The organism is Occallatibacter sp., assembly GCF_049510455.1.
GTDB lineage: Bacteria > Acidobacteriota > Terriglobia > Terriglobales > Acidobacteriaceae > Telmatobacter.
The window spans coordinates 1-24817 of the sequence record NZ_JBEKYX010000085.1 but is presented as its reverse complement, the minus strand read 5'-3'; the positions used below and the strand labels follow the sequence as shown (position 1 = coordinate 24817).

The window sequence follows — 24817 nt, the reverse complement described above, 5'->3', positions numbered from 1 at the left end:
GCCGTAACGCCGCGCTCGTTCGTGCTGGTCATCCGGTTATTTTGTGATGCAAGCATCACCGGTCCCCAAAGGCGAGGGACCGGTGGCACCCTCATCTTGGTCAGAGATCGGGGCCACCCGCCGGGGCCGGAAGCGGGCTAAGGGGTTGAAGCTCATATGGTTCCCCAACAGCAACCTGCGTTCGCCTCTAGGGTAACGCTTTTGCTGGCCAGGGGGCAATAGGAGCTTGTGGATGGAAGCGAAATATATGCAATACTCCCCGTAAGAGCCTGGTTGTTAAACGAAAAATTGTCGAATAGATATTGTGTAACGCTTTGTTGAGGACCGGTCGGCGAACCGACTGGACAGGATCCAGTAGTTGATACTACCTCAGAGTACGTGAGTGTACCGGAACCGGCAGGGATGCTGTAGTTCGTGGTCTGAGCAGAACACTTCGCGGCAAGCACGTCGAAGGATATGCGCTTGCCTTTCGTCCCTCGTCCTTCGTCTTTCGTCTTTCGTCCCTAGCTCAGCTCAGCGCAGCCAGATCCTCCGGCGTATCCACATCCACTTCCCCACCCGGAAAATCCACCCGAATCACGACGCGCGCCTCTTTCAGCAATCCCCGCGCGCCCTTATCCCCGCTCAACGCATACAGCTCCGCAAACACCGCCCGCGGAAAAATCGCCGGCACACCAGGCCCGCCCGCATACTCTGACGCAGCAATCCTCATCCCGCCCTGCGTATCAAACGCCGCCATCAACGCCCGCAAATGCGCAACACTCAGCCGCGGCTGATCGCACGTCAGTATCAGCGCCCCATCCACATCCTGCTCAACTTCCACCAACGCCCGCAACCCCGCATGAATCGAGTTCGCAATCCCCTGCTCCCAATCTTCGTTCCTCACCGCGCACACGCCGCGCAAATCCACCGCCGCCGCAATCGCCTCATGCTCCGCACCCAGCACCACGGCAATTGGCCGCACACCAGCCTCGCCCACCAGCCTTACCGCGCGCGCCAGCAGCATCTCGCCCTCATACTTCACAAGCTGCTTCGCCCGCCCCAGCCGCCGGCTTGCTCCCGCCGCCAGAATGATCGCACCAATCCTCATCGTCCCCCACGTTTCGGGTCCAGTGTAGAAGACCCTCCATCCCTCACACGCCATCTTTAGATACAATTTGCAAAACTCGATAGATAGGCAAAACCAGCCCACCCAAAGGACCTCAGTGGCCGATCCAACAAACACCGCATACGCGGAACAAGCAAGCACAAAAAACTACGGCCTCCACGCCGGCGTCCTCGGTCCCATGGAAACCCTCGCGCAATCGATCTCAGCCGTTGCGCCAACAGCCACGCCCTCGCTCACCATTCCGCTCGTCTTCGCGCTCGCAGGCAACGCCACCTGGTTCGTCTACCTCCTCGCCACCATTGCCATCCTTCTCGTCGGCTTCTGCGTCAGCCGCTTCGCGCGCATCTCCGCCTCACCCGGCTCGCTGTACTCGTACACGTCCAGCACCCTCCCACCCGTCTTCGGAGCCATCGCAGCCTGGGCGCTGCTTCTCGCCTACGTCGCCACCGGAGCTTCCGTAGCCGCAGGCGCGCTCTACTACGCCGTCATTCTCGCGCAGCAGTTCCTCCACTGGTCCGCGCCCGCATTGCTTGTTCTGGCCCTCGTCTGTGCCGTCGCCGCATACATTGCCTGGCGAGACGTCAAGCTCTCCGCGGAAGTCATGCTCTGGATCGAAGCCATCAGCGTAGCCGTTATCCTGATCATCCTCGCCGCTCTTGTCTTCCACTTCGGCCTGCACCTCGACTTGGACCAGCTTCGCCTCACAGGCATAAAATTTAATTCGCTCGGCCCAGCACTCGTCCTCGCCATCTTCAGCTTCGTCGGCTTTGAGTCCGCCACGTCGCTCGGCGCGGAAGCACGAGACCCACTCCGCACCATCCCCCGTAGCGTGCTTCTTTGCGCTGTGCTCATCGGCGCCTTCTTCATGCTTTGCTCGTATTCTCAGGTACTCGGCTTTCACGCCATCGGCGGCAAACTCAGTGACACCACAAGCCCGCTGCATCAACTCGCTGCCGTCAGCGGCATAGCTCCGCTCGGCGTGGCCATAGACATCGGCGCCATGGTCAGCATGTTCGCCTGCGTCCTCGCCTGCATCAACGCATCTTCGCGCCTGCTCATCAAAATGGCGCATGAGCGCCTCATGCCCCGCACACTTGAGCGCACCGGCAAACATCACGGCACACCCGGCCCAGCCATCGCAGTAGCAGCCGCACTCATCTTTCTCGGAACCATTGTTCTTACGCTGCGTCAGGTCAGCCCACTCGACATCTACGACCTCGCGGGCTCGCTCTCCGTCTTCGGCTTCCTCACCGTCTACGCGCTCATGGCCGCAGCTCTGCCCTTCGCTCGCCGCGCCGCCGGCCAGCACTCAACGGGCATCGCCGCCATCAGCGCCATCACCGTCATCGTCATGCTGCTCATCGCCGTCTTCGATCTGCAATCCGCATCCGACGCCGTCCACGGCCGCACTATCCCGGAAATCTATCTCGTCTATATCGTCCTCGGCCTGCTCGTCTATCTAATCCGCCGCAAGGAACAAAAAACCTAATAATGTCATTTTGAGGAGCGCTATTCGGTATCCCCTCAACGAGTGTCATTCTGAGCTACCGCCCAAAGTCATGTCCTCCTGAGCGAAGTTTGGCGCGGGCGCGCCAAACAAGTCGAAGAACCTGCTTTTTTCGTCACTCGTCCTTCGTCACTCGCCCCTCATCCTGCACCAACAACACCATCACAATCCCCACCACAACAAACATTCGGAAGGCAGCCTCCTGCCCATTCCAAATCTTCGACTGCCACATCAAAAACCATTCCGAGCCCACGCTCAAAAACGCCACCAGCCACATCAACATGGAAAGCGTCAGCGCCCCAATCGCCACCTGCTTAGCATCGCGAAACTCAACCGCAGTTTTGCGCAGCGCGCGAAACAGCTTCCACGATCCCACCCACAGCAGCGCCATCGTAAGAATCTCCCAAACAATGATGCTCCAGTAAAAGACCAACTGCTCGGCAGGCAGCGTCAGCGCCCGCCACATCCCGTGATTGCCGGCAAATGTAGTGTCCATCGCCAGCACATGGTGTACAAACTCGTAGTTTGAGTCGAAATCGGTCAGGTTGTTAAAGACCACCAGCGTGTAAAACAGCGCGATACCGCACAGCAGAAGCAGCTTCGCAATGCGCGTAATCATGAATGCACATTTCCTCTCACGTGTACAGGTAGGCCGGGGATTTATCCCCGGCAATCAAGCCCACAAAGAACTTCGGGCCTTTAGGGAAACTCTGATTAAGTGGCACGAACGGTAGGTCACGGCTTCAGCCGTGACATAAATGCAGCAAAATCAAAGCGGCTTTAGCCGCTGAGGTATGCTTCACGGACTTAATCAGACCTTCCTTAGGCCCTGAGGGATGCTTTTTCAACAATCGAGTACTAATGCTTCTCCGAAGCAAACGTCCGAAAGTACGCCACCAGCGCATCCAGCGTAGCCCTGTCGTAATTAGGCGCAGGCGGCATACGCGCACCATGATGCACCGCCTCTGGATCGTGAATGATCGCGCGAAAGCGCTCCGGGTCTTTCACCGCATCGCCGCCAAGTTGCGGCCACGTTCTCTTGCCCATCGTGCCGCCTTCTGAGCCGGAATTATGGCACCGGAAGCAATCCTCCCGCGCAATCCTGTATCCATCCATCACCTGTTGATTCTCCCGCCACTGCGCATGCGGCAGAATCGACGCATAAATATGCTCCCCATTGCGAAACTCCAGCCGCGTCACTCCGTAGGGAATCTGCTCCTCGTCATTGTGCGCCAGCACCTTGTACCGAGGTTTGAACGCAGGATTCGCAATCACGTACGGCACAAGCGCGTCGCCATCCGATGCCTTGGGCCAGCCGTCGCGCAACTTCCCATTCACGCGCAGCACAAGTAGCGGATCGTGCGCCGAAAGGTATTCAGGCGAGTAATCGCTGCGATAGCTGTCATAGCAGATCGCCACGATCATATCCGCGTGCTCACCCAGCATCTTCGCCAGATCCGAGAGCGCAACTCCGCTGATCTCCGCCGGCGCATGAAAATTGTCGTCGGTAACCTTGAACGTCTTCTGCGGCAGCTTCAGCAGTTCGTCGTAGCGCAAAAAGCGCGTCGTCCCTTTCGGAAATCCCGCAAGTTCGCCGCCGATCTCCAGGTCGCCCGGCGAAGAGCGTTCCGTGTGGAGCTCAATAGGGAGAGGAGCTGTTGGTATCGCTGCTGCCACGAACAGCGCCGGCAGCAGTGCGAGAAACAAGCGCATGGCTCATCGTACCCTGAGCGGCATAAAAATCTCAAAAAGAGTCGTGCTATCGTCGAAGACACCATGGAACCCACCTTGCACGCAGAAGAAAAACTAAAAGATCTCGGCCTTGCTCTTCCCGCGCCGCCGTCACCCGGCGGCAACTACGTCTCCTTCAAGCGCGTCGGCCCCATCGCTTATCTCTCCGGCGTCATCTCCACCGGCCCTGACGGCGTCATCACCGGCCAGGCCGGCGCAGACCGCAGCATTGAAGACGGCTACGCCGCCGCCCGCGCCTGCGCCCTCACGCAACTCGCCGTCCTCAAGCGCGAACTCGGCTCCCTCGACGCCATCGCGGAAATCCTCTCCGTCAACGGCTACGTCAACGCCGCATCCGGCTTCCCCGATTCCCCCGCCATCCTCAACGGCGCATCCGATCTCTTCGTCGCCCTCTTCGGCGAATCCGGCCGCCACGTCCGCGCCGCCGTCGGCGTCGGCGCCCTCCCGCGCCACGCACTTGTGGAACTGCAAATGACCATCCGCATCAAAGACGAATAGCCATGCCCCGTCACACACTCGCCGCCCAACCAACGCACTCCGTCTGGGACAACTCGCTCTCACCGCGTCTCCGCATCGCATCCGGCGATGAAGTCTCCATCCAGTGCGCCGACGCCAGCGGTTCGCAAGTCCATCCCGGCATGACCGTCGAGCAGTACCTTGCCATCGACCGCACCCGCATCCACGCCCTCACCGGCCCCATCTGGATCGAAAACTCCGCACCCGGCGACGTCCTCCAGATCGACATCCTCTCCACGCAGCATCACGGCTGGGGCTGGTCCAGCATCGTCGAAGGCCTCGGCTTCCTCAAAGACCGCTTCCGCACCCCATACCTCTTCCACTGGCAACTCGACGCCGGCCAGACCACCTCGCTCTTCCCCGCCACCATCCCACTCCGTCCCTTCCTGGGAGTCATGGGCGTAGCCCGCGCCGACACCGGCAGCTTCCGCACACGCCCACCCGGCCCCTTCGGCGGCAATCTCGATGTCCGCGAGCTCTCCGCCGGCGCCACACTCTATCTACCCGTCTTCGTCCCCGGCGCGCTCTTCAGTTGCGGCGACGGCCACGCCGCGCAGGGCGACGGCGAAGTCTGCATCAACGGCATCGAATGCCCACTCGACGTCACCCTCCGCTTCAGCCTCCACAAAAATCAACCACTCACCTCACCCATCGTCGAAGCTCCCGCTCACATCATGAACGAAACCACCGGCAAGTGGCTCATCGTCGAAACCGGCCCCAGCCTCGAAGAAGCCGCCCGCGCCGCCACCTCCCGCATGATCGATCTCCTCATCTCCCGCTGGAACCTCTCACCCCACCACGCCTACATCCTCTGCTCCGTCGCCATGAAACTCCGCCTCTCGCAAGTCGTCAACGAACCCATCCACACCATCACCGCCGCCATCTCGAAGCACATCCTCCCAGCCCGCCAACTCTTCCCCACCACATAATCAAATCCATGACCATCAACGACCCATCCGTAATCGCCGAACTAAAAGCCCTCTATCCTCAATACGAGGAAGCCCTGGTCACCAACGACATCGAAACCCTAATCGCCCTCTTCTGGCACTCCCCGCAAGTCATACGCTTTGGCGTAACAGAAAACCTCCACGGCATCGCCGAAATCGAAGCCTTCCGTAAATCCCGCCCCGCCGCCAACCTCACCCGCACCATCACACGCCAGGACATCGTCTCCTTCGGCCGCGACTTCGCCAGCATCACCCTCGAATTCGAGCGCTCCACCCAAACGGCCCCATCCGTGGCCGCCAATCCCAGACCTGGGTCAGCTTTCCTGAAGGCTGGCGCATCGTCGCCGCGCACGTTTCTTTATTGCCATAAAGAACCGCGTAAGGAATCCATGTAGAACCACATCGCGGCCCGTTTCACAGTGAATTTCTCATTGAAATTTCCGCCTTTGCCGGTATCCTGTCTACATACCCGTGGTTAAGCCGATCGAGACAAAATACAAGCGATTCACTCGCGACAGTTCGGCTTTTCTCCAACATCCTTGAGCAACTCAACAACTTAGGAACCACGATCCCTCACAGCCCCGGCGCATGCGCCAGAGCCTGAGGTAATTTCTCTTCCGAGGCCATCATTTGAGATATTTCACCCATTCTGTTGCTTCCCTGTTTCCCAGGCTGCTTGCCCTCATCGCAGCCATCGCATTGTCCACCACATTGACTCTCGCGCAGCAGACGCTCGGCGGCATGACCGGTTCGGTATCAGACGCCTCGGGCGGCGTAATTCCCAACGCAACCGTCATCGTCATCAACGAGCAGACCTCCCTCACGCGCACCATCAAGACAAACGCCGAAGGCGAATATAACTTCGTCAACCTCCCCATCGGCACATACACGCTCACCTTCACGGCAGACGGCTTTGACATCCAGAAATCCGCGCACATCAGCGTCCAGGCGGATCGCACCCTTTCGCTCAACGCCCAGCTCAAAGTCGCAGCCGCCAAAGGTGAAACCATCGAGGTCGACGCCACACCGCTCATGAACGCCGTCGATACAACCGTCGGCTACGTCCTCGATAACTCGCAGCTCACCGCCATCCCGCTGCCCACCGGCAGCTTCACCGGCGCGGCCATTCTCACGCCCGGCGTAAACGCTGAGCTCTCCGGCGGAACCGGCGCCAACAGCGGCCTCGGCAACCAGCCCATCTGGGCCAACGGTCAGCGCGACACCTCCAACAGCTTCTCGCTCAACGGCGTTGACGCCACCAATCTCTTCAACGGCAAAAGCACCAGCCAGATCAGCTCTGACCGCGTCATCAACAGCACAGGATCCGCCGGCAGCGGCGCAGCCGGCGTCATTCAGTCCGTGGCCTCGGTCTATCTCTCCATCGGCAACGCCATCCCCACGCCCGCGCCTGAAACCCTGCAGGAAGTCAAAGTCAACGCCTCCATGTATGACGCCACGCAGGGTTCCACCTCCGGCGCGCACATCGATCTCAACACCGCCTCCGGCACTAACAAATACCACGGCGGCGTCTACTATACCCGCGGAACAAACTGGATCAACGCCGCTCCGTTCTTCTTCAAGCAGGATGCCGACGTTCCAGACGGCTACAAGAACCCTGACCTGCACCGCAACCTTGTCGGCGGCACCTTCGGCGGACCCATCATCAAGGACAAGCTCTTCGGCTTCCTCTCCTACCAGCATTTGTCCGTAGCCGATCAGGAGATCGGTGACGGCTTCCTCCAGGTGCCAGTCGGCCTCAGCCAGTGCGCCACCCGCGATGCCGCCTGCCTCACCAATATCATCAATGCTCAGTACGGCAGTGAGAACTCCGTCGGCAACTACGCGCCCTTCACCCCCTCGCAGATCAGCCCCATGGCCCTCGAGCTCTTCAATCTGCCCGCGGTCGCAGGCGAGCCTGGCACGTACCTCATTCCCAGCGACACCTCGTCCTCAACTCTCGGCCCGAACCAGGGCTACAACGCTTTCCTGCCCGGCACCGGCCGCTTCAAGGCCGATCTCGCCGTCGCAGACGTTGACTGGAACGCCAGCTCCAAGGACACCTTCGCCGTCAAGTACTACTACCAGCACGATCCCACGCTCGCCCCGTACGCTTACTCCAGCGTTCCCGGCTTCACCGAGCATCTCGACTCCGGCGCGCAGGTCTTCTCCATCATCAATACCTACATCGTCAAGTCCAACCTCTCCACCACCCAGACCCTCGGCTTCATCCGCGAAAAGAACTACGCCACCAATGAGCAGCCGTACGGCCCCAACAACATGCCGGCCACTTCCTTCGGCACGCCGAGCTTCAACATGTTCGGTTCCAACTACTTCCCCGGCGTCTCCATCGTGAACGTCCTCGGCAATGCGGCATATTCCAGCGGCGCGCCCAGCACCGGCATTCTCAACATCGGCCCCAACGCAGAAGGCCAGGCGCCCAACACCGGCATGTTCCAGAACCGCATCGCCCCTTCGGGGAATGCCATCTGGCTGCTCGGCAAGCACACCCTCAGCTTCGGCGCCGGCTACACCTACAGCCAGCTCAACACCATCGACAAACGCACCGGCAATGGCACTATCACCTCAGACGATTTCAGCGCCTTCTCGCAGGGATTCGTCTCGCCCGGCAGCAGTTCCACCGGCTTTTACGTCACCTCCTTCCTCCAGGGCGACGCCAGCCGTTACTACCGCGCCAATCAGCTCGGCCTTTTCGTGCAGGACAAGTACCAGATCACTCCCACCCTCTCGCTCACCGCCGGCCTGCGCTATGACTGGGATGGCGGACTCACCGAGAAGTACGGCCGCATCTTGAACTTCGATGCCGGAACCAATCCCTACAACTGCAGTTCGAGCTCCAGCGGCAGCAGCGATCCCAACGCCTACGATTACTGCGTCGCCTCGGACACCATCGTCAACGCCGGCCTCGTCATCGCCGGCAACAATGCCAACGGCACCCGCGGTATCAGCAACACCACCCTTACCGGACGTCAGTGGGGCATAGCGCCGCGCCTCGGTGCGGCCTGGCAGCCGGAGTTCTTCCACAACAAGCTGGTAGTCCGCGCCGGCGGCGGCTTCTACTATGACCGCGGCGAGCTCTTCAGCTATCTGTCGCCCGGCTACGCGCTCGGCACCGTTACCGGCGGACCCTTCGGCGTCAACCAGCAGCTTCCCTTCGTCAACGTCTCCCAGTGCCCCGCGGCAACCCAGTCGCTCTATAACGGCTACATCCCCACATGCGGCGGAGAAAACGCCTTCGGGTCACCCGCTACTGCGCCCACGGATGAAACTGGCGACCTCGCCAATCCTTACGGCACCGCGCTGCAGTACGCGGCCCCAAGCAGTCCCAAGGCAACCGACCTGACCAACTACCTGCCCAACGCTTGCTCCATCGCCAACACCGGCCTCGCCGGCATCTCCGGCATCTGTCCCAACACTCCCAGTAACGGCGAAATCGTTCACAACGGCGTGCCCATCTCGCTCGGCGTCTATGACCGCGCCAACAAGCTGCCCTATACCGTCAACTACACTCTCGATCTCCAGTGGCAGCCGCGCAACGATCTCGCCGTCGAGCTCGGCTACATCGGCAATCTCAGCCGCCATCAGGTAATCCCGGTTCCCATGAACCAGGCCAGCATCGCTTCGCCCACCAGCCCCACCCTCGCCGGCGGCCCGTGGCAGCAGAACTACTCCTACGGCTACACTGTCGGCTCGCCGGCCACTCTTCCCGATGGCACCAGCTACATGGCCAACCCCGAAGGCGGCAACGACGATCTCCGCGTCCCCTACATCGGCTGGGCCACTGAGTCCATCAAGTACGTCGCCGCGGGCATCGGCGCTTACAACGCCCTCCAGGCGCATATCGAAAAGCGCATGAGCAAAGGCATCCAGGTCGGCGCTTCCTACACCTACTCCCACTCCACCGACGAACAAAGCGGTCTCGGCCTCTTCTATTCGGGAAGCAATGCTCTCAACCTGCGCTCCGGCTATGGCCTCTCCGACTTCGACCGCACCCACGTCCTCAACTTCAACTACATCTTCCAGCTCCCCAACATGGCCCCGAAGAGTTCGCTCCTCGGCAAATTCGTCGATGACTGGTCCCTCACCGGCCTCACCGTCCTCCAGAGCGGCCAGCCCTACTCCGTCACCGACTTCTCCGGCGCCATCGCCAGCGTCTACTACTCCACCTTCGACGGCATTACCAACCCCATCGTGCCGCTCGCCAAGGGATGCACCGCAAAGAGCGCAAAGACCGGCCACTCCGGCGCCTTCTATCCCATCAATGGCTACACAGCCCTCAATCCCGCCTGCTTCACGCTCCCGCTGCTCGCCCCCGGAAGCATGAATGGCGCAATCCCCACCTCTGATCCCTACGAAACCGGCTTCACCTCCGGCCAGCGCAACATCTTCCGCCAGTCCTTCCAGAAGCGCGCCGATGCTTCGCTCACCAAGCTCGTCAACTTCAAGGAGCGCTTCGATCTCAAGTACACTCTGGATGTCTTCAACCTCTCCAATACCCCCAGCTTCGACATTCCCGGTAACGAGCCCGCCATCAACCTCAACTACAACAATTTCCCGTCCTATGTTCCACCGGGCTCAAACGTTCTGCCCACCGGCTGCGGCACGCAGAATCCTCAAACGGGCGCAGGCGGCCTCTACTACTGCCCGGACGTCGGCATCGTCGGCCACACCATCGGCAGCAACCGCCAGGTCCAGATGTCCCTCAGCCTGAAGTTCTAACCGAGATCCCACTCCACAAAAAAGGGCGGCTCCCACAGGAGCCGCCCTTTTGCTTTTACAGTCGCAGTTGCCTTTCGCTCGGACAGCCACTCAAAAAAGTGACCACCCTCGCGGCGTTTTTGTTTTTGCCGCTAGCGTGGAACGGATTGCGTGCCGGTGATTTTGAACTCCTTTGAGAGGACGCCTTGTGCTGCGTCGCCGTCTGGCTGGCTGCTGCCGAGGTAGATTTTGTAGTCGCCGGGTGAGACCACGCGTTCGCCCTTGGCATCGACCTGCGAGAGGGTGCGGGGGTCGAGATGGAAGGTGATGTGTTTGGTTCCCCGGGACAGATGGATGCGCTGAAAGCCTCCCAGCGCGCGCTTGGGCGAGAGGTCTGATTTCGGCGGGGCGAGGTAGAGTTCGGCGACTTCATCGCCTTCTACGGGGCCGGAATTGGTTACGTCAGCTTCCACAGTGAGGGTGTCGCCTGCTTTGAGTGTGGGATTCGAGAGGGTGAGGTGCGAATAGGTGAAGGTGGTGTAGCTCAGGCCGTCGCCGAAGGCGTAGAGAGGCTTGCCGGTGAAATAGCGGTAGGTGCGATTGGCCATACTGTAGTTGTCGAAGGGCGGGAGCTGATCGACGCCGGTGTAAAAGGTGACTGGCAGGCGGCCTGCGGGGTTGTTTTTGCCGCTGAGGGTTTCCGCAATGGCCTGACCGCCAGCCTGGCCCGGATACCAGGCTTCGAGAATGGCGCTGGCGTGGAGCTGCGCCCAGTTGACGGCGAGGGCGCTGCCGTTGAGAAGCACGACGACGATAGGCTTGCCGGTTTTGGCGAGGGATTCGAGAAGCTGCTGCTGAACGTCGGGGAGTTCAAGGTCAGTGCGGTCGCCGCCTGAGAAGCCCTTGGCGTTGACGCGCATCTCTTCGCCTTCAAGGCGGGGGGTGAGACCGACGAAGGCTACGACTACATCGGCTTTGCTGGCGGCTGCTACTGCTTCGGTTTGCAAGAGCTGTTGTGATGGTTCCCACTCCAGAGCGATCATGCTGCCCTGAATTTTTCCAGCCTGGGAATATTCGATTTTGATTGCGTGGGGCGCGGTGTCTGCGAATGGGATAGCGAAACGCTGAATGCCGCCGAAGTTGCGGCCGCTGGGCGGGAGATTGCCCAGGGCGTCTGTGGGCGGTGCGGTGGGATCGAGTTTTTTGCCGTCGAGATAGAAGGCGTAGGTGAGTTTGCCGTCACAGCTTCCGCAGCGTGGGAGGCGGAGTTGGAGGTTGTAGGTGCCGGGCTGCGGCATGGCGATGGTGCCGGTCCAGCGGATGGCGAAGGCCTGGGTGGCGGTGTCGGCGGGTTCGACGGGATTGGATGAGGCCCAGTCGAAGTCGATTTCCTTGTCAGTGCGGGTAATCGTGGGGGTGCCGTCAAAGCTGGGTTTCGAAAAGTACTCGGCGGTAAGGCCTTCAGTGTTCGATGTGGTGCGGAGGACGGTGCGCGGGATGGGAAGTTCGCCGTTGGCGACGTAGGTTGAGCCCTGGGCGTAGAGGACGTGGTCGGCGCCGAACTCGGAGGCGATGCCGTCAATGGGCAGGATGGGGTGGATGGGGATGGCGTTGTAGTTGCCTTCGAGGCCGATGAGCGATGCGGCGAGTGGGCCGATGACGGCGATTGTTTGTGTGCCCGGTTTAAGAGGGAGAGTGCGCGTGTCGTTCTTCAGTAAGACCATTGACTCGCGGGCGGCGCGGAGGGCGAGGGCTGCGTTCTCCGATGAATTGACTGCAGAGAATGGGATAGATGAGAACGGAACCCGCGTGGCTGGGTCAAACATGCCGAGCTTCATGCGGGCGGTGAAGAGGCGCTTGAGGGTGATGTCGAGCTGAGCTTCTGTGATGCGGTTGTTATGGACGGCTGCCGTGAGCGACTTGTAGGCGGAGCCGCAGTCGAGATCGGTTCCGGCGAGGATGCCGGCGGCGGAGCCCGCTTCATTGTCGGCTGAATAGTGATGGCCGTGGGGCTGGCTGAAGTCGTCAATGGCGTCGCAGTCAGAGGTGACGTAGCCTTGAAAGCCCCAGTCGCCGCGGAGGATGTCGCCGAGGAGCATTTTGCTGGCACAGGCGGGGTCTTTATCGACGCGGTTGTAGGCGCACATGATGGAGTCTGCTTTGCCTTCTGTGATCGTCGCGCGGAAGGCGGGCAGGTATGTGTCCCAGAGATCGTGCGGAGTGGGATCGACGTTGGCTTCGTGGCGGGTGGATTCGGGGCCGGAGTGGACGGCGTAATGCTTGGGCGTGGCGATGGCGCGGTAATATTTGGGATCGTTGCCCTGGATGCCTTTGACGAAGGCTGTGCCGAGGCGGGCGGTGAGGAACGGGTCTTCGCCGTAGGTCTCCTGGCCGCGGCCCCAGCGGGGATCGCGGAAGATGTTGATGTTGGGCGACCAGATGGTCAGGCCGTAGTAGCGGTCGTGGTTGTCGTGCGCGAGGGCGTCGTTGTACTTGGCGCGGGCCTCCGTAGAGACGACTGTGCCGATCTGCTCGACGAGCGGGGCGTCCCATGTGGCGGCGTTGCCGATGGCCTGCGGGAACATGGTGGCGAAGCCGGAGCGGGCGATGCCGTGGAGGCCTTCGTTCCACCAGTTATAGGCGGGGATGTCGAGGCGTGGGATGGCGGCGGCGCGGTCGATGGTCTGGGAGACTTTTTCTTCGAGGGTCAGGCGCCCAACGAGGTCGTCTACGCGGGTGGAGATGGGGAGGGATGGATTGCGGAAGGGCAAAGGCTGCAGGGGCTTGATGACCTGCGTGTATTCCTGCGCGGCTTGTGCGATGGCGAGAGATGGAAGGCAGGCGAGGATGAGTGCGGCAATTCGGATGCGCATGGATGGCTCCGGAAGAAGAGATTGCTTGCGTGGCAAAACACATCCACTCTAACTTGCTGGAGCGGGTGGCGTAAAAGCGTCCCTCGGGGGCTGAAGCCCCATCCTTTTTCAATTTGCGATTGTCGGGGCTGAAGCCCCGACCTACCAATTGTTCCCTGCGCGTCAAACCTGTGCTAGTCGGTGTCGGGCGGGATTTGGTCCAGGAGGCGCTTCCAGGTTTTCTGGTTGCGGCGGAAGGCTTTCTTGAGATCGTCTAAGATGCGGTCGAAGTCGGAGTTGGTGCGGAGGTTGTTCCAGGCGGGATTTTTCTGGAACCAGGGGTAGTTTTCGTTGCCTAGATAGATGGCGCGGCGGAGCCAGTGGAGAGCTTCCGTCGAATCGCCTTCGACGGCGAAGTAGCTGGCGAGACGATAGGCCATTTCGCTGTCGGCTTCGGCGGCGGCGAGGGTGTCGTCTTTGAGTAATGCCGCGCCGTGGGAGCGCTCGCCGGCCATGACGTAACACATGGCGAGTGTGGGAACGGCGATGCGGAGAAGGCTGTCGTCATGGATGACGCCTTCGAGGATTTCGATGGCGGAGCTGAGGTTGCCAAGGCGCATCTGTTGATAACCGGCGGAGGTGCGAAGGAGCGGATGGCGAGGTTCGAGGGCCAGACCTTTTTCCAGCTCGTCGCCGGCGAGCTCAAGCTGGTTCTGGTAGTGATAGACGCGGGCGCGGTGGTTGTAGAGGATGGCGGCGTTGGCGGGGTTGAGCTTGAGAGCGCGGTTGAACTCGGCGAGCGCTTCGTCATACATGCCGTCGCCGCGCAGCGCGAGGCCGGCGACCATGTGGACGTTCCAGTCATTGCGCGCGGTGGTGAGGAGATTGGCCGTGCCGTGGCGGGCGGATTCCTTTTCGCCACGCGAGAGAAGCATGTAGATGCGATAGAGGTTTGGCTCAATGGCGGACGGGTCGAGCTTGAGCGCTTCATCAAAGGCGCGGCGGGAGTGCATGACGTGAATCTGGCCGCCGAAGCCGTGGCGGACGTATTGCAGCTCCGCGATGCCGAGGCCGCTCCAACCGGAGGCGAATTCGGGATCGCGGGATGTGACGGAGGTGAAGAGCGCGTGGGCGCGATCGAGATCGGCGCGTGCGCCGGTTCGTACCATGAAGGAGCTGAGCAGGGCGCGGGCTTGCAGGTACTCTTCGCTGACTGCGCCAGGGAGCGAGGCTTCACTCGATGCTGGAGCGGCTTCCATATCCGCGGAGCCGAGGCCGTGCAGCGAGGCGAAGACTTCGTTGGATATTTCGGTCTGCACAGCGATGAGATCGAGAGAGGCTACGCGAATGGCTCCGCCGGAGCGGACGGACTGCGAGGCGATGTCGAGGAGCTGCCAGTTGAGGTCGAAACCATGTTCCGGGCCGTGCTCGGGGCCTTGCTCGGAGCGCAGGAAGCTGCCTGCGAGAACGAAAGAGACGAGCAGGCGCTGGCCAACTTGAAGTGGGTCCATCTGGGAGATGGGTAGCGTCATGAGCGTGCTGGAGGGACGTACGACGAGTGCCGGGATGCGCGCCAGGCGGGCTGCGATGGCGTCGGCGAGGGCGTAGCCGTAGAGCGGAGCGACTTCTGTGGCGCCGAGATTGGTGAATGGCAGAACGACGAGAGAGTTCTGCTGCGCGCCGTCATTGGTGGACTCGCGGAAGCGCTCGGCGAGCATGGAGAGGAAGCCGGTGGCGCGCTTTTCGGCTTCGATGCCGGTGGTGGGGAGATTGGCTGCGGCTTCGCCGGGGATGCTGCCGGTCTCAATCTGCGCGGCTTTCATGATGGTCTTGAGGGCTTCGCGGACTTCGGCTGCGGAGGCGTAGCGCGCGGCGGGGTTTTTCTCAAGACAGCATGTGATGACGGAGGTGAGTTCCGGTTGAATGCCAGGGACGATTTCGCTCAGGTTTGGCGGATCAGAGAATTGAATGGCGCGGATGGCCTGGAAGTCTTCGGCATCGGGGCGCGAGAAGGGATGGCGGCCGGAGGCGAGTTCATAAAGGATGACTCCGAGCGCCCATACATCGGACTGCACGCTGGATTGGCCGGTGACAAACTGCTCGGGGGCCATATAACGGATGGTGCCGCCGCGGGCGGTGTAGGTGGCGGCGAGCGATGCGTCCCTTGCGAGAGCGGGCTTCGATGGGTCGAAGGCTACGTCTTCGGGGCGCAGGCGGCGGGCGAGGCCGAAGTCGAGAATCTTGGCGAGGCCGCCGTCAGTGAGCATGACGTTCTGCGGCTTGAGGTCGCGATGGAAGATGCCGATGGAGTGCGCGGCCTGGAGGCCGTCTGCGACTTGAATACCTACTGAAAGAATGAGCTGGAGGCTTGCGGGACCGCGGGCGATGAGGGGATCGAGCGACTGGCCGGGGACGTACTGCATGACGATGTAGGCTTCATCGCCGCTCTCGCCGACTTCATAAATGGCGCAGACGTTAGGATGCTCGATGGCAGAGGCCATGCGGGCTTCGCGAAGGACGGTGGAGCGCATCTGCTCGGCGGTGAGCAGGCCGGTGCGAAGAATTTTGAGGACTACGGGGCGCTGGAGGAGCGAGTCGTTGGCTAAATAGACGACGCCGCTGCCGCCTGCTCCGAGGCGACGGACGATTTCGTATTGTTCTATGGTGCGTTTTTTCATTTTGGCCTGGTTTTAGTGTAAAGGTTTGCTGGCGCGTGAGAAGGTGCGTTGGTGTAGCGTGCAGGATGATGGTTCGATTTGGAATTTTCTAGTTGAGCACTATCATCTGTCCGGCTGGGCATGACTGATGACAAGCCGACATATAGGTACTAATCCTTCGTCGCTGAGTGTATTGGCGATAATGCGCCAATTGAGAGAGTAGACGAAATTTCGGTAGTGAGGAACCATCGAACCTTCGTGATCGTATGTGCTTTTATGCCAGCCCCATTCCGTCGGATCTGTGTCATATCGTTCATGCTTGCCATAACGGCCTCTGTTGCACTTGGTCAGGCGACGATGCCACCTGCCGGTTCCGCGACGACAGACGACTCTCCCGTGTGGGGAGATTTGCGGTCCGGGCCCTACGGCGTCGGATTTAAGAGCGTCTTCCGGTACGACAACTCACGCACCTGGAAATCCACCCGAAGCTACAGCGGCGCATTTTCCCCTGATGTAGATGGGCGGCCCATTCAGATCAGCGTCTGGTATCCAGCGAACGCAGGCCCATCGGATATAAGGATGACCTTCGCCAACTACGTGGATCAGAGTGCTCCGCAGAACTTCGCCCAACTCAATAGCATCATGAAGCAACGTAGCCGCGACGACGCCGCAGGCTCTGTCCCACGCAGCGAGCTTTCTGCATTGCAGTCGCTCACGATGAACGCATATCGAAATGCCCAGCCGGCCGTGGGGCGTTTTCCTGTGGTGCTTTACTTCGCTGGATTGAGTGCTCCGATCAACTCCAATGCCATCATGGCCGAGTATCTCGCAAGCCACGGCTACATCGTCGCCAGCATCTCCTTGATTGGCCCATCGGATGAAGAGACCTTTCAGTCGCGCACCTCGAACGACTTTGAAGCCACAGTCCGAGATATGGAGTTTGCCTGGTCCGTACTTCAGGATCAGCCGAACGTAGATAGCACGCGCCTCGCCGTCATGGGACACAGCGTAGGCGCCATCGAAGCCGTGATTCTTGGCATGCGCAATGCCGACGTCTCGGCCGTTATAGGGTTGGATGGGACCTATGGCTTTGAAGGGCTCTCTTCCGCACTGACGAACTCCTACGCGTATGACCCTGGAAAGATGCGGGCTGCATTTCTCGATCTGCGGCGTGCCAGAGGTGCGCAGGGCAATGAACCACTGGACCTCAGTGCAGTCGAGTCGTTCCGTCAAGCTAACCGTACCTTCATCACCATTGACAAGATGCATCACAGTGACTTCACTTCGTTTGCCATGATTGGAGTCTATTTTAATTCGCCACTCCCAACCGGTTATCCACTCAACGGCTGGAATCGCGAGACTGGCCGCGCTGGCTATCAGGCCGTATGCAGAATCGTGCTCTCTACACTCGACGCAGACTTGAAGTCAGATTCCACAGCAATGGCCAGGACTGAACGCGAGATGCAGCAGAGGAGCGGAATCACCATTCGACATGAAAGCGCTGTTCCACCTCCACCTTCACCACTGGAGGCCGCAGCGCTCACAGCCAGCAGAGGACTTGCTGCCGCAAAGGCGGCCTTCATCGCCAGTTGCGGACAAGACGCATTAGCGTCGTGCATGAACATGGATCGCTTCAACACATGGGGCTACAATCTGCTCGGACAGCAACGATCAAAGGATGCTCTCGCGGTATTTCAGTTGAATATCTGGGCACACCCTCAAAACGCAAACGCGCAAGACAGCTTATCCGATGCCTTCGGCGCAGTGGGAGATAACCGCCGATCCCTCTTTTGATTCCGCTGCAAGATCGGCCTTCCTGTCAGAGGAGAACGCCAAGCTCCAGCAATTCAAATAGGGTACCAATCGAACCGTCTATCGAATTCCCGCGCTTGCCGCCGACATAAGGATGTTTGATGAACAAGCCGGTCTTCCTGTCGACTGTCGCCAACAGGGCAATGCACTCATCGAGCAAGGGGCCCGAGCCAACATCGGACATTAGTCCTGTGAAACGCGCTTCTGAACAGTTGATGGCAATTAAGGATATATAAAAGCGCTCGGAGCCATCGAGGCTCCTCGTGGTATGTAGTTGGGAATGTTTGCGGCACGACTGAAGTCGTGCCCTGTTACAAAACTTAGTGCGGGGCTTTTGTGATGACCCCGGTCCCCAAATGCGAGGGACCGGGGGCACCCGCGTTCGTGGCTGGAGATTGCGGCAAGATAGCAGTCACTCGCCTGCCATCATAATGAGAATGGGTTGCATGCCTGAATCGATTGGCGGGGGTTGAAGATGGATAGACGAGAATTCCTTGCTGTGATGACTGCGTTGACGGGAGGCGCTCTGGCGAGTGAGGCTATGGCGCAATCGGGACAGCAGATTACGCATGTGGATACTAAGACCGGCGGTCCCTTGCTGCAGAGCAGCGTTGTAAAGCTCGAAGGCCTTCAGGCGGAGGGCGCCGCGCCGGGGGCGAAGGCCTATGTGCATTTCAACGGACCGACGGAGCAGCTTGCGGCGCTTGCTTCCGGGCTGGTGACGCTGGAGCCGGGAGCGCAGCCGCATCCTCCGCACCGCCATCCTGAAGAAGAGATCATGATTGTGGGGGATGGGAGTGGGGAGTTCTCCATAAACGGTGTGGCCACGCAGGTGAAGACAGGCGATATGGTGTTTGCTGAAGCTAATGAACTGCATGGCGTTCGCAATACCGGGACCACGCGGATGACGTTCTACTTCATCAAGATGATGCCGAGGAGATAGGGACGTGCGAAGCGCGCTTCTCGCTGCGCAATTCGATCTACCTTTCGTGATCCTACCGTACGATTTCAAGCTACGGTGCCGTCTGTGTGCGGGATGGCTTATGAAAATCTGGTAACCTGCGGACTGATTATGCGTTTTGATTTGAATTGGGTTCGCAAATTGCGTGGTTTTGCGTGGGTGGGTTTGATTGCTGCGACCGTTTCTGCGCGGGCGCAGCAGAGTGTGCCTGTTCCGCAGACGGATCCAAATGCGCTGCCTGGGCAGGGTGCGCAGGTGCATACGGGGCACGCCAGCGGCATCGATGTGAGTACGCGTATGCGCGCTCTGCTGGCGGATCATGAGTATTTCAAGCTTGCAGATGGGCTGGATCAGCTTCCGCCGGAGCAGGCGCAGTTGTATCGCGGCGTTCTGGCCAATCGCGACAACGATCCTAAGAAATCGATTGAGATTCTGGAACCGCTGATTGAGAAGGTATCTGCGAGCGGCGACAGGGAGCAGGAGAAGCTGCTGCGCAAGACGCTGGCCGAGGATTATGCGCGCGAGGGCGATCTGCTAAAGGCTGCGAAGGCGTACGAGGTTTTCAGCGGACGGTTCTGGGGCAAGTTGAGTGAGTCCGAGCAGGATGAGATGGAGCTGCCGCTGAGGCTGCTGCCGTTGGCGGTGGACAATCCTGTGATGACGGTGGAGCCATGCGAGCCGTTTTCAATGCAGGTGAGCAAGAATGCGCTGGGGCTGACGGATGTGCCGGTGTTTGTGGATGCGCATCCGCATCGATGGATGCTGGACCCGACTGCGCCGTTCAACTTGATTTCGCGATCTGTGGCGCGCGAGGTGGGGCTGAAGGTCAGCGACGCGAGCGCCACTGTGAATACGCTGACAGGCAAGCCGATGACGGTTCATGCGACGCTGATTCCGCGAATCACGATTGGCGGACGGCTGACGCTGAGGAACCTGACGGCGTTTGTGTTTGAGGACAAGGACTACTTTGATGCGCAGGGCGTGCTGGGCTTTCCGGCGGTTTCGGCGCTGGGAAGTTTGACGATTACCGGCAATGCGACGATTGAGGTTCATCCGGGCAAGGACCTGGATGCCGACGCGAGGAATGCGGGTGGGGCGCGGTTCTTTCTGGATGGCGAGCAACTGATTGTGGCGCTGGGGCCGACGGGCAGCGAGCGCATGTTTGCCGTGGATGCTGGGGGGCAGCAGAGCTATCTGACTTCGCGGTACTACAGCGAGCACTCGAAGAGCTTTGGCGGGAAGCCTGAGCTGTTTACGGTGCCGGGGGCTGAGAAGGTTCCGCCGCAGCCGGCTTATACGGCGGAGACGCTTCCGCTACTGGTGGGCGGGACGCGGGTGGATGCGCATTTTCTGCAGGTGCTTACCGCTCCGCTGGGGCAGGCGGCGATTGATGATGTGTATGGCGTGCTGGGCGTGGATTGGCTGGACCAGCTTGGGAGTTATACCTTTGATTACCGGACGATGCGGTTCAGGGTGAAGAACAGGGAATAGGGGAATGGGGAACAGCCTAAGGGGTCGAGGTACCAATAAAAGCAAAACCGCAGGGGCTAAAGCCCAGCCATTTTTGATTGATCTTTCGGCACAACTAAAGTCGTGCCCTGTTACAAAACAAATTTAAATTAAGATACCATCCTCTGTTTTATCTTCTTCCCTTTTGTCTTTCCGTTACGCTATAGTCGCTGACCATCGAAGTATGAATGGGAGAAAGCGATGAAGATACACGATACGATTGCGCAGGTTTTGAAGAACAAGAACATAGATACAGTTCTTTCCATTGGGCCGGATGACACGGTCTACGACGCGCTGAAGCTGATGGCTGAGCACGATGTAGGCGCGCTGCTGGTGCTCGCGGATGGCGAGCTTTCGGGCATTCTCTCCGAGCGCGATTATGCGCGCAAGGGCGTGCTGCTGGGGCATCCTTCACGGGAGACGCGGGTGAGCCAGATGATGTCCAGCCCAGTGATGTTTGTGAGCCCGGAGCACACGGTGGATGAGTGCCTGGAGATGATGACGCGGCACCGGTTCCGGCATTTGCCAGTGGTGGGCCGGAGCGGCGTGATAGGCGTGGTGTCGATCGGCGACCTGGTGAAATGGGTGATCTCGCAGCAGGACCGCGCCATCCAGGAGCTGGAAGGCTATGTGACGGGCGGGTATCCGGCGTAAAGCAGGGGTCAGAGATCAGGGGTCAGGACTTCAAAAGACCCAATTCAATCAGGCTTTCGGCGGTGAAGACGACTGCTTCTTCGCGGGAGCGGGGTTTCCAGCCGAGCATTCCCATAGCTTTGGCGCTGGTGGCGTTCTTGTGCTTGCCTAGCTCGGGCAGGACGCCTTTGACGCGGGGATCCATGAGTGAGGAGATGCGCAATAGCCAATCGGGAAGCTGCATCGTGGGCACTTTTGCCGCGCGGGCGCCAAGGCCTTGCTTGAGCATGAAGGCGACCTGCTGCATGGAGGCAAAATTGCCGGAGACGGCGAGGAAGCGCTGGCCGGCTGCGGCCGGGTTGGTCATGGCGCGCAGGTGCATGTCGGCCACGTCGCGGACATCGACGACCCCGAAGTGAATACGCGGCAGGCCGGGGAGGGCGCGCTCCATGAGCATTTTGACGATGAGGATGGAGGTGGAATAGTCCGGGCCGAGGGCCGGGCCGAAGACGGCTACGGGGTTGACTACCGCTAGTTCGAGGCCGTTGCCTTCGGCGGCGATGAAGTCCCAGGCGGCGCGCTCGGCGAGGGTTTTGGATTTTGGGTAGGCCTGGATGCCGGGGCCGTTGGGGTCCGACCAGTCTTCCTCGGTATAGGTGGCCTTGGTTTCCGTGTGGCCGTAGCCGATGGCGGCGAAGGATGAGGTTAGGACGACGCGCTTGACTCCTGCGTTGCGAGCGGCGCGGAGGACGCGGACAGCGCCTTCGCGGGCAGGCTTGATCAGCTCGTTTTCATCCGCGGGGACGTTGGCCGGGAAGGGCGAGGCGATGTGGTGGACGAACTCGCAGCCTGCCAGGGCTTCCGGCCAGCCGGTGTCATTGAGGAGATCGGCGGCGGCGAAAGTCAGGCGCTTGCTGTCGGCGACATTGACGTCGAGGCCGCCCTGCTTGAGCATGGCGCGGACATCCGGCTCGCGTTTGACGTTGCGGACGGTGGTGCGGACCTCATGGCCAGCTTCAAGGAGCTGGAGGATGGTGTGAGCCGCGATGAAGCCGGAGCCGCCGGTGACGAGGACTTTACTCATGGTGGGTTTTCGATGAGAGAGCGAGGGGGAATGACGCGAAAAATTGGCGGGAAAGCGGAGTTAGAGAAAATACAAAAGCGGGTCCTTCGACTCACCACCCCCGAACTGAAGAAAACGTTCAGGGCCCCGTTCGCTCAGGATGACACGATTCCGGGGTGGGTAGGTGTTCAGTGACCGAGGCGTGGGGTGGAGTCGCTTGAGGCAGTGGGTGGTGGCAGTTTTTCGAGACGCTTCTGGCTGCGGCGGCCCATGTGGAACATGATCTGGCCGAAGATGAGCAGGACGATTCCCCACCAGAGGTTCATGTTGATGCCGAGGCTTTTTTCGTAGAGTTCGGGCGTGGAGCGGGTGGCCAGGCCGAAGGCGGCGAGGATGACGCCGATTAGCGAAAACATGAGGCCCATGGGGATGCGGAGATCCAAATTCATTTGGTTTCCTTCGGGGACTAAAGCCCCATCATTTGATTCATCTTTCGGCACGGCTAAAAGCCGTGCCCTGACACAAGCCTCAGGCGAAGAAGATGCTTAGGGCTACGAAGACTACGAGAATGCCTACGGCCAGGGTTTCGGGTCGCTTCCACCAAATGATGGGACCGGTTTCTGGTTTGGGGGTCAGGGAGTGGACCAGGCCCACAAGCTCCGAGTCTGGTTTGGGTTTGGTGACGAGGCTGACGAGGATCGTCACGATGAAGTTGGCGGAGAAGGCGAAGATGGCTCCCCAGAAGTTTTGCGCCATATCACTGGGGTAGTGATGAATGACCGCCAGCCAGCCGCCGTGGATGCCGGGAGTGGCCTCAATGGGTAGCGTGAGGCCGTGGTGGAGCATGGCTGCGCTGGTGCCGGCGATGAGGCCGGCGAAGGCTCCGTGGCCGGTGGTGCGCTTCCAGAACATGCCGAGCAGGAATGTGGCGAAGAGCGGCGCGTTGACGAAGCTGAAGACGAGCTGCAGCGTGTCCATGATGTTGTTGAAGGCGATGGCGCCGTACGCAGTCCCGATGGAGAGCAGGATGCCGACGACGGTGGCCCAGCGGCCGATGACGAGGTAGTGATGATCCGAGGCGCGCTTGTTGATGTAGGACTGGTAGATGTCGTAGGTGAAAACCGTATTGAATGCTGTCACGTTGCCGGCCATGCCGCTCATGAAACTGGCCAGAAGCGCGGTGAGGCCGAGGCCGAGCAGGCCCGTTGGAAAGTAGTGCAGCAGCATGTTGGGCGTGGCCATGTCGTAGTCGAGAAGCGGCCGGCCGGAGGCGGTGAGCATGGGCTTGCCGGTGACGGGATTCATCTTGGCGGGGACGATTCCCTTCCCTTGCTCGATTTGCGGAGCGACGACCTGAATGTTGTGGATGATTGCGCCATCCGCGCCGCGGGTGACGGTCTCAGTGGTGTGCGGGGTGGGCAGCGAGATGGCGATGAGGCCGGGGACGATCACCAAAAACGGGAAGAACATTTTTGGGATGGCGGCGATGAGGGGGACGCGGCGGGCGGAATCCATGTCTGGCGTGGCCATGGCGCGCTGGATGACGAGGAAGTCAGTACACCAGTAGCCTGCGCCGAGGACGAAGCCGAGGCCCATGCCCATGCCGATGGCATCGACTCCCATGGGATTAGTAGAAGCGTGGCCAAGGCCGTGCCAGGCATGCATGTATGCGTCAGGCAAGCTCGCTTTGAGGCCCTGCCAGCCGCCGACGTTTCTGAGGCCGAGGAAGACGAGCGGGAAGAAGCCGGCGACGATGATGGCGAATTGCAGGACTTCGTTATAGATGGCGCTGGTGAGGCCGCCGAGGAAGATGTAGACGAGGACGATGATGGCCGAGATGACGATGGAGACGGTGAAGATGCCTTGCAGCGGCCAGCCGTGCGAGAGGAAGATGCTGTCGAAGACGTGCAGTATCTGAATGAGCCGGGCCATGGCGTACATGGAGATGCCGGAGCTGAAAACGGTCATCACGGCGAAGGTGCAGGCGTTGAAGGCGCGGGTCTTTTCGTCGAAGCGGAGGCGGAGAAACTCGGGGACGGAGCGGGCCTTGGAGCCGTAGTAGAACGGCATCATGAAGATGCCGACGAAGATCATGGCGGGGATGGCGCCGATGCCGTAGAAGTGCGCGGTTTCAAGGCCGTACTTGGCTCCGGAGGCTCCCATGCCGAGGACTTCCTGCGCGCCGAGATTGGCGGAGATGAAGGCGAGGCCGCAGATCCATGCGGGCAGGGCCCGGCCTGCCTGGAAGAAGTCCTTGCTGGTCTTCATGTATCGCTTGAGGGCAAAGCCAATGCCCAAAACGAATGCGAAGTACAACAGCATGATGAGCCAGTCGACTGATTTGAGTTCCAAGTGCGGTTGCTCCTTTGGTGCGGGGACGGGGAAATTGCCTATCTATCGGAGATTACTGTACGCAGGGTGGGGTGGGGGCGGCAAGCTATTTTTGAAAACGGTTACAAGATTAACTGTGGGCGGTTTCCGTTTGCCGGTCACACGGGGATTGAAGGCTTCCGCAATACACGGCTGCGTGTCGTCTTATCGACAATTGCCGTAAGATTATTTCCAGTCATTCTGACCGGCCGAAATTGAGGCACATTGTGCGAAACATGAAAGACGCGCTTCGTTTAGCCGCTTCAGTGGCATTCCTAGTTTGCGCCAGCTTCGATTCAAGTTCATACGCCTTCGCTCAGCAATCGTCCACCGCTGGCATTGTGGACGTTGGCGGTCGCTGGCAACATCCAAAGGCGGAATAGGAGAGGCTTACGAGTTTCACTCGGACGGCAC

The 24817-nt window shown here is 60.2% G+C and carries 18 protein-coding genes; 9 read left to right on the top strand and 9 right to left on the bottom strand.

The window, feature by feature from the left end; translation table 11 throughout:
* Positions 1 to 508: 508 nt before the first annotated feature.
* Positions 509 to 1090, bottom strand: a complete 582-nt coding sequence (locus tag ABSG47_RS15605) for a nucleotidyltransferase family protein (protein ID WP_424170623.1) — start codon at positions 1088 to 1090, stop codon at positions 509 to 511.
* A gap of 115 nt (positions 1091 to 1205) precedes the next feature.
* Here ABSG47_RS15605 and ABSG47_RS15600 point away from each other — a divergent pair, with 115 nt between their 5' ends.
* Positions 1206 to 2597 carry an APC family permease gene (locus tag ABSG47_RS15600; RefSeq protein WP_424170622.1) on the top strand — a complete coding sequence of 464 codons (1392 nt, stop codon included), beginning with the start codon at positions 1206 to 1208 and terminating at the stop codon, positions 2595 to 2597.
* A 133-nt stretch (positions 2598 to 2730) separates the two neighbouring features.
* Here ABSG47_RS15600 and ABSG47_RS15595 read toward each other — a convergent pair whose 3' ends face one another.
* Together ABSG47_RS15595 and ABSG47_RS15590 are read right to left on the bottom strand one after the other, a co-directional pair.
* Positions 2731 to 3234 carry a DUF2165 family protein gene (locus ABSG47_RS15595; protein WP_424170621.1) on the bottom strand — a complete coding sequence of 168 codons (504 nt, stop codon included), beginning with the start codon at positions 3232 to 3234 and terminating at the stop codon, positions 2731 to 2733.
* Positions 3235 to 3473: 239 nt separating this feature from the next.
* Positions 3474 to 4328: a c-type cytochrome gene (locus tag ABSG47_RS15590; protein WP_424170620.1), complete on the bottom strand. Its 855-nt coding sequence runs from the start codon at positions 4326 to 4328 to the stop codon at positions 3474 to 3476.
* Positions 4329 to 4391: 63 nt separating this feature from the next.
* Between ABSG47_RS15590 and ABSG47_RS15585 the strand changes: the two genes are divergently transcribed.
* From ABSG47_RS15585 to ABSG47_RS15570, 4 genes are all read left to right on the top strand, one after another.
* Positions 4392 to 4865 (top strand): RidA family protein, encoded by a 474-nt coding sequence (locus ABSG47_RS15585; protein ID WP_424170619.1) that lies wholly within the window; start codon positions 4392 to 4394, stop codon positions 4863 to 4865.
* 2 nt (positions 4866 to 4867) lie between these two features.
* The gene (locus tag ABSG47_RS15580) at positions 4868 to 5812 is read left to right on the top strand and encodes an acetamidase/formamidase family protein (RefSeq protein ID WP_424170618.1); all 945 of its coding nucleotides are present in this window, start codon (positions 4868 to 4870) and stop codon (positions 5810 to 5812) included.
* 8 nt (positions 5813 to 5820) lie between these two features.
* Positions 5821 to 6225, top strand: a complete 405-nt coding sequence (locus ABSG47_RS15575; protein WP_424170617.1) for an AtzH-like domain-containing protein — start codon at positions 5821 to 5823, stop codon at positions 6223 to 6225.
* Positions 6226 to 6460: 235 nt separating this feature from the next.
* The gene (locus tag ABSG47_RS15570; RefSeq protein WP_424170616.1) at positions 6461 to 10567 is read left to right on the top strand and encodes a carboxypeptidase-like regulatory domain-containing protein; all 4107 of its coding nucleotides are present in this window, start codon (positions 6461 to 6463) and stop codon (positions 10565 to 10567) included.
* Positions 10568 to 10698: 131 nt separating this feature from the next.
* On the opposite strand, the gene ABSG47_RS15565 is transcribed toward ABSG47_RS15570, so the two are convergent.
* Both ABSG47_RS15565 and ABSG47_RS15560 read right to left on the bottom strand, forming a co-directional pair.
* Entirely contained in the window at positions 10699 to 13419 is a 2721-nt protein-coding gene (locus tag ABSG47_RS15565) for a glycoside hydrolase family 3 C-terminal domain-containing protein (RefSeq protein WP_424170615.1), read from the bottom strand.
* A 173-nt stretch (positions 13420 to 13592) separates the two neighbouring features.
* On the bottom strand, positions 13593 to 16076 hold the full coding sequence (locus tag ABSG47_RS15560) for a protein kinase domain-containing protein (RefSeq protein ID WP_424170614.1): 2484 nt from the start codon (positions 16074 to 16076) through the stop codon (positions 13593 to 13595).
* A gap of 294 nt (positions 16077 to 16370) precedes the next feature.
* Here ABSG47_RS15560 and ABSG47_RS15555 point away from each other — a divergent pair, with 294 nt between their 5' ends.
* A complete protein-coding gene (locus ABSG47_RS15555) occupies positions 16371 to 17849 on the top strand; it encodes a prolyl oligopeptidase family serine peptidase (protein WP_424170613.1) in 1479 nt (492 codons plus the stop codon).
* A 25-nt stretch (positions 17850 to 17874) separates the two neighbouring features.
* On the opposite strand, the gene ABSG47_RS15550 is transcribed toward ABSG47_RS15555, so the two are convergent.
* Positions 17875 to 18051, bottom strand: a complete 177-nt coding sequence (locus ABSG47_RS15550; RefSeq protein WP_424170612.1) for a hypothetical protein — start codon at positions 18049 to 18051, stop codon at positions 17875 to 17877.
* Between the two features lie 291 nt (positions 18052 to 18342).
* Between ABSG47_RS15550 and ABSG47_RS15545 the strand changes: the two genes are divergently transcribed.
* The 3 genes from ABSG47_RS15545 to ABSG47_RS15535 all read left to right on the top strand — a co-directional run bounded on the left by ABSG47_RS15545 (position 18343) and on the right by ABSG47_RS15535 (position 20991).
* Positions 18343 to 18810, top strand: coding sequence for a cupin domain-containing protein (locus tag ABSG47_RS15545; protein ID WP_424170611.1), 468 nt, complete (start codon positions 18343 to 18345; stop codon positions 18808 to 18810).
* Positions 18811 to 18939: 129 nt separating this feature from the next.
* Complete coding sequence (locus tag ABSG47_RS15540) at positions 18940 to 20319, top strand: retropepsin-like aspartic protease (protein ID WP_424170610.1); 1380 nt, start codon at positions 18940 to 18942, stop codon at positions 20317 to 20319.
* 219 nt (positions 20320 to 20538) lie between these two features.
* Positions 20539 to 20991: a CBS domain-containing protein gene (locus tag ABSG47_RS15535; RefSeq protein ID WP_424170609.1), complete on the top strand. Its 453-nt coding sequence runs from the start codon at positions 20539 to 20541 to the stop codon at positions 20989 to 20991.
* Between the two features lie 22 nt (positions 20992 to 21013).
* On the opposite strand, the gene ABSG47_RS15530 is transcribed toward ABSG47_RS15535, so the two are convergent.
* The 3 genes from ABSG47_RS15530 to ABSG47_RS15520 form a co-directional block, all read right to left on the bottom strand.
* Positions 21014 to 22054 carry an SDR family oxidoreductase gene (locus ABSG47_RS15530; RefSeq protein ID WP_424170608.1) on the bottom strand — a complete coding sequence of 347 codons (1041 nt, stop codon included), beginning with the start codon at positions 22052 to 22054 and terminating at the stop codon, positions 21014 to 21016.
* A gap of 167 nt (positions 22055 to 22221) precedes the next feature.
* Positions 22222 to 22482 carry a hypothetical protein gene (locus ABSG47_RS15525; protein ID WP_424170607.1) on the bottom strand — a complete coding sequence of 87 codons (261 nt, stop codon included), beginning with the start codon at positions 22480 to 22482 and terminating at the stop codon, positions 22222 to 22224.
* 79 nt (positions 22483 to 22561) lie between these two features.
* Positions 22562 to 24385 (bottom strand): sodium:solute symporter family protein, encoded by a 1824-nt coding sequence (locus tag ABSG47_RS15520; protein ID WP_424170606.1) that lies wholly within the window; start codon positions 24383 to 24385, stop codon positions 22562 to 22564.
* Positions 24386 to 24817 lie beyond the last annotated feature (432 nt).

Bases quoted from the DNA above. Each gene is read 5' to 3' on its own strand.
- ABSG47_RS15575 (WP_424170617.1), top strand. From the start codon at position 5,821: ATGACCATCAACGACCCATCCGTAATCGCCGAACTAAAAGCCCTCTAT.
- ABSG47_RS15595 (WP_424170621.1), bottom strand. From the start codon at position 3,234: ATGATTACGCGCATTGCGAAGCTGCTTCTGCTGTGCGGTATCGCGCTG.
- ABSG47_RS15555 (WP_424170613.1), top strand. From the start codon at position 16,371: ATGCTTGCCATAACGGCCTCTGTTGCACTTGGTCAGGCGACGATGCCA.
- ABSG47_RS15525 (WP_424170607.1), bottom strand. From the start codon at position 22,482: ATGAATTTGGATCTCCGCATCCCCATGGGCCTCATGTTTTCGCTAATC.
- ABSG47_RS15560 (WP_424170614.1), bottom strand. From the start codon at position 16,076: ATGAAAAAACGCACCATAGAACAATACGAAATCGTCCGTCGCCTCGGA.
- ABSG47_RS15535 (WP_424170609.1), top strand. From the start codon at position 20,539: ATGAAGATACACGATACGATTGCGCAGGTTTTGAAGAACAAGAACATA.
- ABSG47_RS15590 (WP_424170620.1), bottom strand. From the start codon at position 4,328: ATGCGCTTGTTTCTCGCACTGCTGCCGGCGCTGTTCGTGGCAGCAGCG.
- ABSG47_RS15565 (WP_424170615.1), bottom strand. From the start codon at position 13,419: ATGCGCATCCGAATTGCCGCACTCATCCTCGCCTGCCTTCCATCTCTC.
- ABSG47_RS15540 (WP_424170610.1), top strand. From the start codon at position 18,940: ATGCGTTTTGATTTGAATTGGGTTCGCAAATTGCGTGGTTTTGCGTGG.
- ABSG47_RS15545 (WP_424170611.1), top strand. From the start codon at position 18,343: ATGGATAGACGAGAATTCCTTGCTGTGATGACTGCGTTGACGGGAGGC.
- ABSG47_RS15530 (WP_424170608.1), bottom strand. From the start codon at position 22,054: ATGAGTAAAGTCCTCGTCACCGGCGGCTCCGGCTTCATCGCGGCTCAC.
- ABSG47_RS15550 (WP_424170612.1), bottom strand. From the start codon at position 18,051: ATGTCCGATGTTGGCTCGGGCCCCTTGCTCGATGAGTGCATTGCCCTG.
- ABSG47_RS15605 (WP_424170623.1), bottom strand. From the start codon at position 1,090: ATGAGGATTGGTGCGATCATTCTGGCGGCGGGAGCAAGCCGGCGGCTG.
- ABSG47_RS15585 (WP_424170619.1), top strand. From the start codon at position 4,392: ATGGAACCCACCTTGCACGCAGAAGAAAAACTAAAAGATCTCGGCCTT.
- ABSG47_RS15580 (WP_424170618.1), top strand. From the start codon at position 4,868: ATGCCCCGTCACACACTCGCCGCCCAACCAACGCACTCCGTCTGGGAC.